Annotated in this window: 11 protein-coding genes; 8 read left to right on the top strand and 3 right to left on the bottom strand. The window is 35.9% G+C overall.

The annotated features are described in order from the left end of the window. Positions 1 to 290 precede the first annotated feature (290 nt). The 4 genes from IEV85_RS14045 (at position 291) to IEV85_RS14030 (ending at position 6,458) form a co-directional block, all read left to right on the top strand. Entirely contained in the window at positions 291 to 869 is a 579-nt protein-coding gene (locus IEV85_RS14045; protein WP_188464434.1) for an ECF-type sigma factor, read from the top strand. 7 nt (positions 870 to 876) lie between these two features. Then, positions 877 to 1,455 (top strand): ECF-type sigma factor, encoded by a 579-nt coding sequence (locus IEV85_RS14040; protein WP_188464432.1) that lies wholly within the window; start codon positions 877 to 879, stop codon positions 1,453 to 1,455. A 6-nt stretch (positions 1,456 to 1,461) separates the two neighbouring features. Next, positions 1,462 to 3,975 carry a serine/threonine-protein kinase gene (locus tag IEV85_RS14035; protein ID WP_188464430.1) on the top strand — a complete coding sequence of 838 codons (2,514 nt, stop codon included), beginning with the start codon at positions 1,462 to 1,464 and terminating at the stop codon, positions 3,973 to 3,975. Positions 3,976 to 4,082: 107 nt separating this feature from the next. Further along, a complete protein-coding gene (locus IEV85_RS14030; RefSeq protein ID WP_188464428.1) occupies positions 4,083 to 6,458 on the top strand; it encodes a serine/threonine-protein kinase in 2,376 nt (791 codons plus the stop codon). A 287-nt stretch (positions 6,459 to 6,745) separates the two neighbouring features. On the opposite strand, the gene IEV85_RS14025 is transcribed toward IEV85_RS14030, so the two are convergent. Next, positions 6,746 to 7,324 (bottom strand): hypothetical protein, encoded by a 579-nt coding sequence (locus IEV85_RS14025; protein ID WP_188464425.1) that lies wholly within the window; start codon positions 7,322 to 7,324, stop codon positions 6,746 to 6,748. A gap of 44 nt (positions 7,325 to 7,368) precedes the next feature. After that, positions 7,369 to 9,489 carry a PKD domain-containing protein gene (locus tag IEV85_RS14020; protein WP_188464423.1) on the bottom strand — a complete coding sequence of 707 codons (2,121 nt, stop codon included), beginning with the start codon at positions 9,487 to 9,489 and terminating at the stop codon, positions 7,369 to 7,371. A 164-nt stretch (positions 9,490 to 9,653) separates the two neighbouring features. On the opposite strand from IEV85_RS14020, the gene uvrA reads away from it, so the two are divergent. The 4 genes from uvrA (at position 9,654) to IEV85_RS14000 (ending at position 14,146) form a co-directional block, all read left to right on the top strand. Further along, positions 9,654 to 12,476, top strand: coding sequence for an excinuclease ABC subunit UvrA (gene uvrA, locus IEV85_RS14015; protein ID WP_188464421.1), 2,823 nt, complete (start codon positions 9,654 to 9,656; stop codon positions 12,474 to 12,476). 418 nt (positions 12,477 to 12,894) lie between these two features. Then, on the top strand, positions 12,895 to 13,050 hold the full coding sequence (locus IEV85_RS14010) for a YqaE/Pmp3 family membrane protein (protein WP_188464418.1): 156 nt from the start codon (positions 12,895 to 12,897) through the stop codon (positions 13,048 to 13,050). A gap of 7 nt (positions 13,051 to 13,057) precedes the next feature. Further along, a complete protein-coding gene (locus IEV85_RS14005; protein WP_188464415.1) occupies positions 13,058 to 13,840 on the top strand; it encodes a DUF1206 domain-containing protein in 783 nt (260 codons plus the stop codon). A 12-nt stretch (positions 13,841 to 13,852) separates the two neighbouring features. Continuing rightward, positions 13,853 to 14,146: a DUF4235 domain-containing protein gene (locus IEV85_RS14000; RefSeq protein WP_188464413.1), complete on the top strand. Its 294-nt coding sequence runs from the start codon at positions 13,853 to 13,855 to the stop codon at positions 14,144 to 14,146. A gap of 38 nt (positions 14,147 to 14,184) precedes the next feature. On the opposite strand, the gene IEV85_RS13995 is transcribed toward IEV85_RS14000, so the two are convergent. Then, positions 14,185 to 14,658, bottom strand: a complete 474-nt coding sequence (locus IEV85_RS13995) for an SRPBCC family protein (RefSeq protein WP_188464411.1) — start codon at positions 14,656 to 14,658, stop codon at positions 14,185 to 14,187. Positions 14,659 to 14,660 lie beyond the last annotated feature (2 nt).

Here is a 14,660-nt window from a genome sequence, read left to right as displayed (position 1 = left end):
TTTAGATCTGAATCCGGTGCACGTTCTTTCGCAATTATCAGGTCTGTAATAGATACCATTATCAAAAGAAACAAAAACATATTTGATTGCTTGGCTATTACTGCTAATTTGGTACCTGAGTAGTTACAACAATTTTAATGCCAAAAATTAAGTGATTCACGTACTTTAAACAATAATTACTTTTACAAATTCGGGTTTTTATAATAACGCGTTATTTTTATGATTTTTCTGTTTTTATTTATTATTTTTTTGACTTAGCGGCTTAATAATACTATATTTACCACCCAACTATGAAAGAACAAGGAGAAATTACCCAATTACTGATTAAAGCGAATAATGGCGACTTATGCGCCTATAATAAAATCTTTCCTGTAATCTATACAGAACTGAGGCATATTGCCCATCGCATTCGATTTCAGTTTTTTGGAATAGAAACTCTTAACACTACTGCTATTGTTCATGAGGCTTATCTAAAGATTATTAATTCCGAAACGGATTGGACCAGCAGAGCTCACTTTTATGGTGTGGCAGGCAAAGCCATGCGACAAATCTTATTAAATGCTGCCCGCAGAAAAAAAACTATTAAGCGAGGAAAGGAAGCTGAACACATCTGCTTTGATGAATGGGAGGAGAAAATAAACCTCTCAGATGAATGTTCAGAGCAATTAATTCAACTGAATGATATTTTACTTGCTCTGGAAAGAAAAGATATGCGTCAGGTGAAAATAGTAGAATGCAGATTTTTCGCTAACATGAGCATAGAAGAAACAGCTGCCGTTTTAGATATTTCTACAGCAACCGTAAAAAGAGGTTGGCAGGTAACAAAATCCTGGATATACACACAAATGCAACAAAATAAATCTGCCTGAAACAATTATGAATGATCAAGGAGAAATATCGGATTTATTAATTAAAGCGAATGAAGGAGATTTAAACGCCTACAATAAAATATTCCCTCTCGTATATAACGAGCTAAGACAGATTGCACATAGAATACGATACCCCTTTGTTGGGCTGGACACCTTCAATACTACTGCTATAGTACATGAAGCTTATTTAAAATTAATTCAATCGGAAGCAGACTGGAAAGATAAAGCTCATTTTTCCTGTGTGGCGGCAAAGGCTATGAGGCAATTATTATTAAATGCAGCCAGAAGTAAGAAAACTGAAAAGCGTGGGGGTAATTTTAGTAAGGTCTCTTTTGATGATTTAGAAGAACAAATTTCATTATCTGAAAAATGCTCTAATGAAATTTTACATTTAGAAGATGCATTAATTCTGCTAGGGCAAAAAAGTGAAGAGCAAATGAAGCTGGTGGAATGTCGATTCTTTGCTAACATGAGCATTGAAGAAACAGCTGAAGCATTAAGCCTTTCTACCTCTACAGTTAAAAGACACTGGAATGTGGTTAAAGTGTGGTTATATAGTCAAATTCAGCAACAAAAATTAGCTTAGCCTTTTATGGAAAATTACAGCTGGGAAGAATTATCAAAACTTTACGATGCATGTCTTTCTCTTTCTGATCCGGAGCGGGAAATCTTTCTTTCGGAAAACACAGAGGGGAAACCTGAATTACGCAGTAGAATAAAGGAAATGCTCTCTCAGACAAAAGAGTCAGAAGGTTACTTTAAGGATTTAATGAAAGATATTGCTGAAGGATTTGGTGCTAATATGCCAGACTTAGCTAAACCGGGAGATATTGTAAAAAATTATAGAATTATTGAAAAGATAGGTGCCGGTGGAAGTAGCCAGGTTTTTGTTGCTGAGAGGGTAGATGGGCAATTTGACAAAAAAGTAGCTGTTAAAATTTTCAAGAAGAAAGGATTAGGCACTTTTGATGACAAGTCAGAAAATGAAAAGCAATTTTTAGCCTCACTAAGTCATCCTTCTATAGCGCATATTTTTGATGGGGGTACTTTGGAAAATGGTCACCCATACATTATCATGGAACTTGTAGAGGGAAAAACACTACAGGTTTATTTAAAAGAAAGAAATCTCACACAAAAAGAATGTCTAAATATATTTTCAGAAGTTTGCAGCTCCGTTAGAGAGGCACATAATAATCTAATTCTTCATTTAGATATTAAACCCGGTAACCTTGTGGTGGATAAAAGTCAGCGAATCAAACTTTTAGATTTTGGGATTTCTCAAAGCCTGAAGCAAAACATGTCTGACAATACGTTTAGTAAGTTAACTTTTAATTTCGCTGCTCCTGAGCAGCTTCAAGGAAGAATCCTTTCTGTTCAAACAGATATTTATCAACTCGGTCTTCTTCTATATTATTTATTAAGCAGGGGACAAATTTTAGAAGGTCAGGAACAGACAAATTTATTTTTGAATGGCAATGATTCTAAATTTATTCCATCAGAAGAATTATTGTCAATAATCAAAAAGTGTCTTCAAAGTAAACCTGAAAACAGATACCAATCAGTTGATCAATTACTGATAGACATATATAATTACCTTCAAAATTACCCAGTCAGTACCTTCTCTAAAAGTCGTTTTTACATAGCGCGAAAATACGTGCAAAGGAATAGTGTAGCTACATTATTACTTAGCTTAGTATTTCTTAGTTTAATTGGCGGAACAATTGTTTCTCTTAGACAAGCGCAGATAGCAAATGCTGAAAAAGAAAAAGCTGAGAAAACAGCAGAATTTATAAAAGATTTATTTATAAGCACAAGCCCTCTTGCAGAAGGAGAGAATTATAAAGACTTGTCCGTTTTTGATTTTCTTGAAATAAAAAAAACATTACTATTTAATGAGAAAAGCATTACTGTAGAAAATAAATGGGAATTATTAAATCTATTATTTGAAACATATATAAACCTTCCGGAAGCAGATCAAGCTGCTGAAGTGGCCTCAAACATGATTAATTTGGCCATTGAGGAAGATAATTCACTCTGGATTTTAATGTCTACTCATAAAAAAGCATTAGCTCATTCCATGTCATATAATTTTGAAATAGCTGATTCACTTTACAATAATGTGTACATGAATATGGGTGAGTTAATGGAATATAATAAACAATATGCTATTCAAGCCCTATCAGATATTGGATTAAATTTTATACTCCAGAGAAACTTTGATTCAGCAGAATTCTATTTAAATGAGGCTATTTCTCTGCCCAATCAAATTCAGGAAGAAGACCTGGTCATTATTTCAACAGCTTACCATTATTACTCTCAAGTAAAAAGAGGATTAGGTGAAGTAGACACCGCTTTATTCTATGCTACTAAAGCATTGGAATACAAGGTTCAAAAATATGGTTTGAGTGATTTAAGGATTAGTTCAGATCTTTCTGACCGTGCAGCTATTTATGCAGATATGAAAAGATATAGCGATGCTGAAGCAGACTTATTAAATGCCATTAAAATCGATCTTAGTGTTTTAGATTCTTCTGGAGTTACTGTAGTTATGAAACTTGCAAATTATGCTACACTTTTATCCTATCAAAAAAAATATAATAAAGCAGCTGAACTTACTGAGCACTTACTTAAACTTAGAAAAGAAAGGTATGGAATATATAGTTTTGATAATGCTTTTCTTTGTTTGAACTTAACTAAATATTACTCAGCACTAAATAAATATGATCTTGTAGACAAAAACACATCTATGGGTCTTCAAATTCTTGATTCTTTAAAAGGGTATCCTCCATACATAAAAGGCTTATTTTTATTATCAAAGTCGTTGGTTGAAATCAAAGGTCAAAAACCTAAAGAAGCTTTAAACCATTTAGAGGAAAGCCAATACCTTTTGACTCCACTTTTAAATACGCCAAATAATGTATATCAAGAAATTATTGACTACAGAAGAGGAGGGGCCTTTTTGCAGCAAGGACAAATCCAGGAAGGGGAAGAGTTAATTAATAATGCTATTACAAGATTGAAGGATAAAGAGGGGGATAATGACATTTTTATAAAAGAAGCCGAAGGTTATTTAAATTATCTAAAAACAAACTCTTTTACCAACTGAAAACTAATATCACCGCACACTATGTGATTTATTTTCTAGAATTAAAATCCAAGTGAGAAAATGCTTTAGTAACTAAAAACATAATAAACTTTCGCCAACCCAAGTAAATGGATTATAACTGGAGTCAACTTGAAGAAATATTCTTTGAATGCCTCAAAATACCGGCATCAGAAAGAAAAGATTATATCTCAAAACAAGCAGGTGGAAATCAAGCTTTGAAGGAGACCTTGCTATCTATGTTGGCAAATGCAGGTGATGAAGAAAAATTCTTCAATAATTTACAAGGGGGAATTGCTAATGCCTTAAGTACTCGCTCTAACCTTGAGATATTTAGTGAAGGAGATATTCTTGGAAAATATAAAATACAATCATTATTAGATAAAGGAGGAATGGGCCAGGTATATCTTGCCCATAGAAATGATGGCCAATATGAGCAGAAAGTAGCCATCAAATGCTTTTCAAACCCTGAACTTAAACATCAGTATTTACAAAACTTTAGGCAAGAGCAGCAGTTTCTGGCTTCTTTAAACCACCCCAACATAGTTCATATTTTAGATGCGGGCTTAACCGAGCAAGGAATAGCCTACATTATTATGGATTATGTCGAGGGACTCTCGATTGATAAATATTTTGAGCAAAACCCCCAGACCTCGAAGGAAAAATTGTTGGTATTTCTAAAAGTATGTGAAACAATTCAATTCGCTCATAGCCAACTAATACTCCATCTGGATATCAAACCCAATAATATTCTTATCAAAAAAGAGGGGGATATTAAATTGCTGGATTTTGGCATAGCACAAAAGGTAGGTCACCTCAGCCAAGGTAGCTCATTTATTGCTACTCCAGGGTATGCCTCACCTGAACAGCTTCAACAAAAAAACATATCTGTTACTAGTGATATTTATCAATTGGGTATTTTACTTCATATCATTTTAACAAATAAAATGCCTTTTAAAAAAGATGAAGAGGCAATAGAAAGTAGGAAACCAGAAATCGATTGGAAAAAAATAGATCCTGAATTGATTAGTATAATAGAACGCTGCTTAAAGGATAAGCCAGAAGCCAGGTACCAATCTGTTAATCAGTTAATTTCAGAAGTCGATAATTATTTGAAAGGTTTTCCGGTAAAAGACTATTCCAACAGTTGGCCTTACAGAACAAGCAAGTATATCAAAAGAAACAAACTTACCTCTGGTTTATTAGTTCTTTTGTTCTTTTCATTGTTAATTGGAATTCTGGTGTCGAATTATCAGGCAAAATTAGCCAGAAAACAAACCACAATTGCTGAACTATCTGCTGAAAAAAGCGAAAGAATCTCTGAATTTTTGATTTCTATTTTTGAATCCGCCAACCCTGAACTAAGTGGCACTGATAAAATATCTGTGGAAAAAGTGCTTGCGGAAAGTGTGAATAAAATACAGTTTTATTCAGACGATCCTTTAAAAGCAGAGCTACTTCTAGTATTAGGCACCACATATAGTAAAATTGGGAACTACAATGCAGCTGATACCTTGCTCTCTCAGGCCATTTCTCTTTTTCAGAAGGGATATTTTACTGAAATGGAAAATTTTCTACTGGCTTACTATGAGCTATCCAAATCTCAGATGTATAATTCCTTGTTAAAGGAAAGCATACATACTGCAGAAACGGGTATTGCACTTGCCTCTTCATTAAGAAGAGAGCCTTCTTCAGCTCTGGGATTGTTGCATTTACAGTATGCATTGGCTAATATGGAGGCTGGAAACATTGCTGGAGCAGATAGTGTTTTTAATATATCGTTGCCACTATTTAAAAATCATTTTAATGCTTCTCAATTGGCTGAAGCTTATAATGTAAAGGGAAGTATTGCCAATTATAAAGGTTTAACGGACTCATCTATTCATTATTTAACCACCGCCTTATCCCTTTTAAAAAATTCTACTGATCAGGTTTTTTACCTTACTGTAAGTGAAAACCTCGCCTCATGCTATAGGCAAAATAATGAGCCGGAAAAAGCACTGGCTATTAAGAAGGAGACTATTGAAATTACTAAGGAGATTTATGGAACCCATCATTTAGAATATATTAAATCTGCTAATGGCTTAGGACTCATTTATAAAGATATTGATAGTTTGGAACTGGCTCACCTTTACTTAAGTGAGGCTGTAAAACTAACTGTTGAATTATTAGGAGAGAAGACTCTCGCGTACGTTTCAAGCGCAGGTAATCTTGCACTGGTTTTTTTTAAAATGGAAATGTACGATGAAGCCGAGCATTTAGCCGAAAAAGCCAATACTAATGCTTTATTGTTAGGAGGAAAGAAGCATCCTTTTTACTTGTGGAGCCTAGGGATTTACGCTGAAGCCTTATACAAAAACAATAAATTGGCTAAAGCCAGAGCAGCATTTGTTAAAGCTTTATCATTACAAAAGAGTGTTCTGGGCGAAGATCATCCGTGGTATCAAAAAGCTAATAAAATTTACAATGAAATGCTTCAAAATTAGTGATTTAATATAGCCAGTTATAAAAGAGACCGCGTCATGAGATCCCTTTCATTCTGCTGGTTACCATTTTAAATTAGAATATTTCTGTAAAAAGCATCCCTTCCATTTTAGTAGGTCCTATTTCCCAGCTTTTAACAATAATGAAATTTGCACCATTCCTAATTGCAGGAAAATTATGATTCGCTCATAGTAAAAAAAGCCGCTCCAAAAAAGCGGCCTTTCCGGTTAAAAATGAAAAAACAACACCTAAACAAGTTCTTATTTTGTTTAGGTCTCGTTCACTTTCATCACATTTTGAAGCTTACTCCTATAGTTAACCAACTAAAGGCACCTCTACCTCCTTCTGCAAACACACCAATATTGTTATTAAAATAGTATCGAGCACCTAAGGAAGGTCCTAATCGAAATACTACATTTGTATCGTTATCGAAGTATGCTCCGTAATCTCCAGTATAATTCTGAAACTCCAAACCCGCAATTAAAACCACATACAGATCCAACTTCTTATCATCAATATCCATGTCCAATGCTTCATTGAGTAAAGAGGAATAATGAAATGATCCACGCCCCCCAACACTTAAAAGCGAAAAGCCATAGCTGCCATCCGCATATTTATAATTCCAGCTTTTGTAGCCAACATAAGGCCCAACACCAAAATACTTGTGAAAACCTATTTCATAATTTGCTGTTAAAGCAGGGAATGAAGAAGAGCGCGATCCGAAATATCCGTAATTGTAATACCCAATTCCAAAACCCGCATTCAAGATATTATCACCTTTTTGATAGACTAGCTGCCCATTTTCCTGAGCCTGTATATTAAAAGCTAGTAGTATAGCTGCTATAGTTAAATATAAATGTTTTTTCATATTGATTTTTATTAAAAAAAGGGGGATTCCCCTTCAATGATAATTTATTCAAACACTATATTAGTTGTGGCATTAGAACTAAAATCTGCATTAGCTGAAATTATATCTGCTATATTGCCTACATCATCTTTACCTATTCCGTTGACAGTAGCAGTATTTCTAATAGCCAAACCGTAGCCTTCACTATTTATAATTGTAGAATTAGTTAACTTTAGCTTGGCCGAAGTACTCAATGTGATGTTCGAGTATACATAGCTGTTTACACTGCCATAAAAGTACATGGCATCATCACCACCAGCATAGGAAACTGTAACATGATTTAACTCATTTAATGAAGAGCTGGAATAAAAACGAATACCGCCCCAATATCTTCCGCCATCTAAATCTGACGTTGTAAAGGTGATTTTATTTGAGGCAGTACCTACAGCTTTCAAACTTCCTGTAGCTTCCACATCAATAAATACGTTCTCTTTAATTTCAAAATTGGCTCCTTCTTCTATATTTACATTACTTTCTATATCTATTTCTCCATTAATCAGGTAAAAGCCGGAAGCATCTAATGCCGGAATTGTACCTGCGATCTCTAAGTCACCGCTAAATATCCTTATAGAATTACTCCCGTTTTCGCTGAAAGTATTTGTTCCCGAAAAGATGAAAATGCTATTTGGGTTTGTCAGAACGGCATCAGAAGCATTGTTCTCTAGCATATTATTTTCGAATGAATTTATTTCTCCGGATTCATTTACTACCAACCCAAATTCATCACTATCACTTAGGGTAGAATTATTAATAGACACTGAAGCATTATCATCTACATAAATATTCGTTTTAACATAACTGCTGATTCCATTGTATATGTAGTCAGCATCTACTGCTCCTCCATATGAAATGTCAGTGTATTCTATTAAATTACGGGCATCTGAAGAGGAAAAGAAAAGTCCACCCCAATGTAAACCTGAGCCTGCACTGGCAGAAGAAATGGTTATTCGATTATCTTCAGTTCCCTCGGAAATAAAGCCCCCTTCTGTACCAATTTTAATAGTTTTATCTAAAGACATTAGTAAGGAAACCCCAGGTTCAAGAATCAATAAATCACTCACTGCTAAATTTCCTACTCCGTAAATACTACTTCCTGCCTGCATAGCATTCCAGCTATGGTCGGTTCCTGATGCTAAAGTACCATTAAAAAAAGCGACACCATTAGTACCATTGTTGTTGAAAGAAGTGGTATTATCGATTTCTTCTACCATTAAAGGATCAACAAGCATTCCATAAGTTTCATTTTCAGATATTGAATTAGAACTAAAAGAAACTAACTCCCCACCTTCCAGAACTAAAATGCCAGCTTCTTCTGACTCACTAAAAGTACTATTACTTATATTTACTTTAGCATTTTCACCAACAGTTAAATTTGCTGCTATATAAGCACTTATTCCATTGTATACATATTCCAAAGCTTCTGAGCCACCATGCTCAACTATAACATGGTTAAACTCATTTCTTTGGTCCGATGAGTAAATACCTATTCCGGTCCATTTAAAATTAGCTTCAGTATTTTCAGAAGTAAACTTAATAGGTTTTGATGCCGTGCCATTGGCAATTATCCCACCTGAAGAGGCTACAATAAACTCTAAGCCCTGCTTTACTTCTACTACTACTCCTGGTTTTATAGAAAGTAAAGCGTTTACATCAATATTCGCTTCAATTCTATAATCCGCTCGGTCAGGGTCATTAAATATATCTTCCCAAACAGTATCGGAATTAATATCTTCATCTACCACAATGGTTTCTGCACCCGGAGCACCGTCTTCCTCCACTGATATTAATACTTCATCATCATCTCTATTTCCATCTTCATCTTCTACTGTAAGTTTAGCAGTGTAATTTCCTGCCAAATCAGGAGTAAAAGTTGCATTTACAGACGTAGAGGAAGATACTGTAGCATTACTACCTGATGGAACCTGGGTCAACTCCCAGTTGTAAGTAAGTGCGCCTCCTTCCGGATCTGCTGAGCCTGAACCATCTAAAGTTACCGTGCCCCCTACAAAAGCATCAATATCCACACCTGCATTAGCAACAGGAGGTTCTCCCACTATTACCTCATCATCTTCTCCACAGCCATAGAAAGCTACCGCAATTATCAGTAGCCAAATAAATCTTTTCATCGTTTTTAAATTTTTCATAATAATTATTTAGGTATAGTTTTTCCTTATATCCTGCTACACACCAATTTTTTCTTAATCGGATCATGTTTTGAAAAAAAAATTAAAAATTTTCTTTCGGCAACAAATTCTCATTTCCGAGGTTGGTATTCTATCTTTGTAATCTTATGGAATTAGCAAATAATGAGACACTTCAAGCAGATTTCGAAAAGCTTGATCCAAGAGAATATATAATCATTAAAGGAGCACGGGTTAATAATCTGAAAAACCTGAGTGTAGCTATCCCCAGAAATCAATTGGTAGTAGTTACTGGCCTCTCGGGCTCTGGAAAATCTTCCCTGGCTTTTGACACACTTTTTGCCGAAGGGCAGCGCATGTATGTTGAAAGCCTAAGCTCCTATGCACGACAGTTTCTCGGCAGAATGGAGAAACCGGAAGTTGATTATATAAAAGGGGTTTCGCCAGCAATAGCTATTGAGCAAAAAGTAAATACCAGGAACCCTCGTTCAACAGTAGGTACCACTACTGAAATTTATGATTACATGAAGCTGCTTTTTGCCAGAATTGGCAAAACAATTTCTCCTGTAAGTGGAGAGCCTGTAAGCAGGGATACTGTAAGTAGCATCTCCGATGAAATTCACAAAAGGGAGGAAGGCGCTCGCTTTATGATACTGGCTCCTCTACATAAACAAAAGGGCAGAACACTAAAAAAGGAACTTGAGCTTCTCTTGAGCAAAGGATACACAAGAATTGTTGCAGAGGAAGAAGTACTTTATATAGAAGATATTCTTGATCAGGTAAAAGAGCTGGAGAAAAAGCAAATCTGTATTTTAATAGACAGGGCATCTGTTCAAAAGGACGATGAAGACAACCAGTTTAGAATTTCAGATTCTATACAAACTGCCTTTTTTGAAGGGCATGGAGAATGTATTGTTGATTTTGTGGACGAGAAGAGGATCAGCTTTAATGATAAATTTGAAAAAGACGGAATAGTATTTGAAGAGCCGAGTGTAAACCTCTTTAGTTTTAATAATCCCTACGGAGCTTGCAGAACCTGTGAAGGCTTTGGTAAGGTATTAGGAATTGATGAAGATTTAGTAATTCCTGATAAAACACTTTCTGTATACGAAGGAGCAATTGCCCCCTGGAAAGGGGAAACCATGAGGTTATGGCTGGAGCCACTTTTGAAAAATGGCATTAAATTCGACTTTCCTATTCACAGACCTTACGAAGAATTAACTGAAGCAGAGCAGCAGCTTCTATGGACTGGAAACAAGTATTTTGATGGCTTAAATGCCTTTTTCAAACATCTGGAATCTAAATTACACAAAATTCAGTACCGTGTAATGCTTTCTCGATACAGAGGCCGTACAATTTGTCCCGATTGTAAAGGCACCCGGTTACGGAAAGATGCAGGGTATGTAAAAATTAATAAAGCCTCCATTATTGAGTTAGTCTTAAAGCCAATAGATCAGCTCATAGCCTTTTTTGATCAGTTAAAACTGGATGAGTACGATCAGAAAGTGGCCGGAAGAATACTTAAAGAAATAGAAAACCGGCTTCAATACCTCATGGAAGTAGGTTTAGGCTATCTTACGCTTAACAGACTTACTTCCACCTTATCAGGGGGAGAATTTCAGCGGATAAAGCTAGCTACTTCACTAGGAAGTGCTTTAGTGGGCTCTATGTATATTTTAGATGAGCCTTCTATTGGTTTGCATCCCCGCGATACCAGAAAGCTGGTAGGGGTGCTCAAAACCCTAAGAGATTTGGGAAACACCGTGATTGTGGTAGAGCATGAAGAGGAGGTAATGCTGGAAGCCGACCAGATTATTGATGTAGGACCTGATGCGGGCGTACATGGAGGTGAAATGGTTTTCCAGGGTAAACTAGAGGCTCTTAAAAAAGCAGATAATACACATACTGCTAAATTCCTGAATGGCACAAACGAGGTAAAAGTACCTGCACAGAGAAGAAAGTGGAAAAATAGCATTGTAATAAAAGGTGCTAAGGAAAACAACCTGAAAATTAGTGAAGTTAAAATTCCCTTGGAAGTTTTAACGGTTGTAACAGGGGTAAGTGGTTCCGGTAAATCTACCTTAATTAAAAAAGTGCTCTACCCGGCTTTGGCTAAAATAATAGGCCAAGGCTCTACTGAAAGTACTGGTAAGCTGGATAAGCTGGAGGGAGATTACAAAAAAGTAAAGTCTATAGAGTTTGTTGATCAAAATCCTATTGGGAAATCATCTCGCTCTAACCCGGTTACTTATGTGAAAGCGTATGATGCTATCAGGCAGCTTTTTGCAGATCAGGGTTTATCTAAGCAAAGGGGTTATAAACCTGCACATTTTTCCTTCAATGTGGATGGTGGCCGTTGTGAAATGTGCCAGGGTGAAGGTATCCAGAAAATTGAGATGCAATTCATGGCAGATATTGAATTGACCTGCGAAAGCTGTGGAGGAAAGCGTTTCAAAAACGAAATTCTAGATATAACTTACCAGGGTAAACATATTGCTGAGGTTTTAGACTTAACAGTGGAAGAAAGTCTGGAGTTTTTTGAGAAGCAAACAGCAGTTGTTAATAAATTAAAGCCTCTTTTTGATGTGGGCTTAGGCTATATCAGGCTAGGTCAGTCCTCCAATTCGCTTAGTGGAGGAGAGGCTCAACGGGTTAAGCTGGCTAGCTACCTGGGCAAAGGAGGAAGCACCAAACATGATCATAACCTTTTCATTTTCGATGAACCTACTACAGGACTGCATTTTCATGACATCAAGAAATTGTTGGAATCTATCAATGCGCTCATTGAGCAAGGAAACTCTGTGATTATTATTGAACATAACATGGAGGTGATAAAAACTGCAGACTGGATCATTGACCTGGGGCCTGAAGGTGGTGAAAATGGTGGTCAAATAACTTTTGAAGGGCTTCCTGAAGACATGGTGAGACTGAAAGGAAACCATACAGCCGATTATCTGAAAGGGAAGTTGTAAAAAATCAAACTCACCAATTAAAACCAAGAGGCTGCTTCTAATGATGTTAGCCTCTTTTTGTATGAGTATATTGTTGACTAAAATTACCAATTTATAGTTATTTTCAAAACATGGCTATAATTTTACATATGATATGGTCTTATTCCAGATCATCTCAACAAATACAACCTTGCAATAGTCCCAACCATAAAAACAGGATTGGCGCAGTGCAAAAACCCCCTTCTTTTACTTTTGAAAGAAAAGTATCACAAAACTCTCGATTACTCATTTCTATGATTAGATTCTTTATAATCAATTATGTTAAAGGTTTAAATAAATATTTTTTGAGAAAAATAATTTAATCACCAAACTACCAACTATTGCTATTACTACACGTGAAATAAATACACTTAATCATTTTTTAAACTAAAAGAAAACTATGAGCATTTTACAAATAGTATTGGCAATTTTTATCCCTCCAGTAGCTGTAGCCTTAGGAAAAGGCCTTACCTCTGCCTTTTGGATCAACCTGATATTGACTTTGATCTTTTTCATTCCAGGTGTTATTCATGCATTTTATGTACTCACTAAATAAGATTCCTATGAATAATAAGAAAGAAAAATTCGCACGTTTTGGAATTGCCACAAAGGGCTTTGTTTATTGTTTAATAGGTGGGCTGACAGTAGCTGCAGCCTTTGGTGAAGGAGGAAAAAAGACTGGCTCTAGTGGGGTACTTGAAACCCTTAGTAGCCAACCTTTCGGACAAATTATACTAGGAATTACTGCACTAGGGCTTCTCGGTTTCACATTTTATAGATTTTACCAGGCCATTGCAGATCCTCAGGATATTGGAAACGACTTCAAAGGTTTTGTAACCAGGTTCGGATTCGCATTATCCGCCATATTTTATGGGTTTTTAGCATTTACAGCTGCAAAAATGATATTTACAAGCGGAGGAGGCTCTGGTGGTGGTCAGGAATCTATGGCTTCAACCTTGCTAAGTAAGCCTTTTGGACAGGTACTTGTTGGTATTGTTGGAGCCGCATTTCTTGGCAAATCCATTTACCAATTTTACAGAGCCTATTCAGGAAAATTTAAGGAGAATGTGCAGGCAGCCGAATTGGACAGTAATGTGGAGAGTATGGTTTTAAAAACAGGATATATTGGTTACACTGCCAGAGGTGTAGTGATTGCAGTAATTTCCTACTTAATGTTTAGAGCGGCATTCAGTGCAAACTCCAGCGAAGCAGGCGGAACAAAAGACGCATTCAGTTTTCTTCAGAATGAATTCGGTACAATTGTGTTGGCTGTAATAGCTGCCGGCTTATTAGCATATGGCTTTTTTATGATTGTAAAAGCCAGGTATAAAACATTGGGCATTTAAACAGATCTAAATATGACACTCATTAATAAAAAATATTTAACCAAACGAAATTATCAGGTTTTAGAAACAGTATCTGCTGTAGGTATCAGCTTCTTAACCAAAGAACTGGTTAAAAAAAGTTGGCAAAAAATCACCAGGCAGCAGCCACCGGAAAACCCTTACTCTAATGAATCAAGCCTGAAGGAAGTGATACTCTTCTCCATAAGCCTGGCGGTTGTTGGTACAACCTTTAAGCTGATAGCACGCGATAAATTTGCGAAAGCCTGGAAAGAGCTGGATGGCGAATTACCGGAATATTTAGATTAGCATATACTGACAATGGCTCTCTAAAAAAGAGCTATTGTCTACTCTAGTAGTTCTTTCCACCTGTCAGATTCTGCAAAATCCTTAATCACTTTATTTCTTCCCAGTAAAAGGTTTTTCATATATCGCTTAAGAAATATAAAATCTGCTAAACTCCCTAAAATTCCAAAAGGAGATTTATAAAGGAAATGATCTGTCATTTCGGTTATGCCATTGCTACTTTTAAAGAAGTGTTCATGACGGAAGCTCTCAAATGCTCCTTTCTCCATCTCATCTACAAAGAAAAATGGGCTTTCGTATTCCGTAATTTTAGTAGTTAATTTCTGAGTTACAAAAAAATGCCTGGCTCTCCAGGTAACATGCTCTCCTAAATCAATTAATCCGGAAGTTACACCATCAATAGCTTCTTCATTAGTATGCTGAGTAGATATCTTATGCAAATCAATACTTCTTGATAAATCAAAACATCTTTCAAGCGGAGCATTAATGAAGGTAGTAATGTGAATATTAGGCATTC

It is taken from the genome of Marivirga lumbricoides (genome assembly GCF_014636295.1).
GTDB lineage: Bacteria > Bacteroidota > Bacteroidia > Cytophagales > Cyclobacteriaceae > Marivirga > Marivirga lumbricoides.
This window is presented reverse-complemented; position numbering and strand designations above follow the sequence as displayed.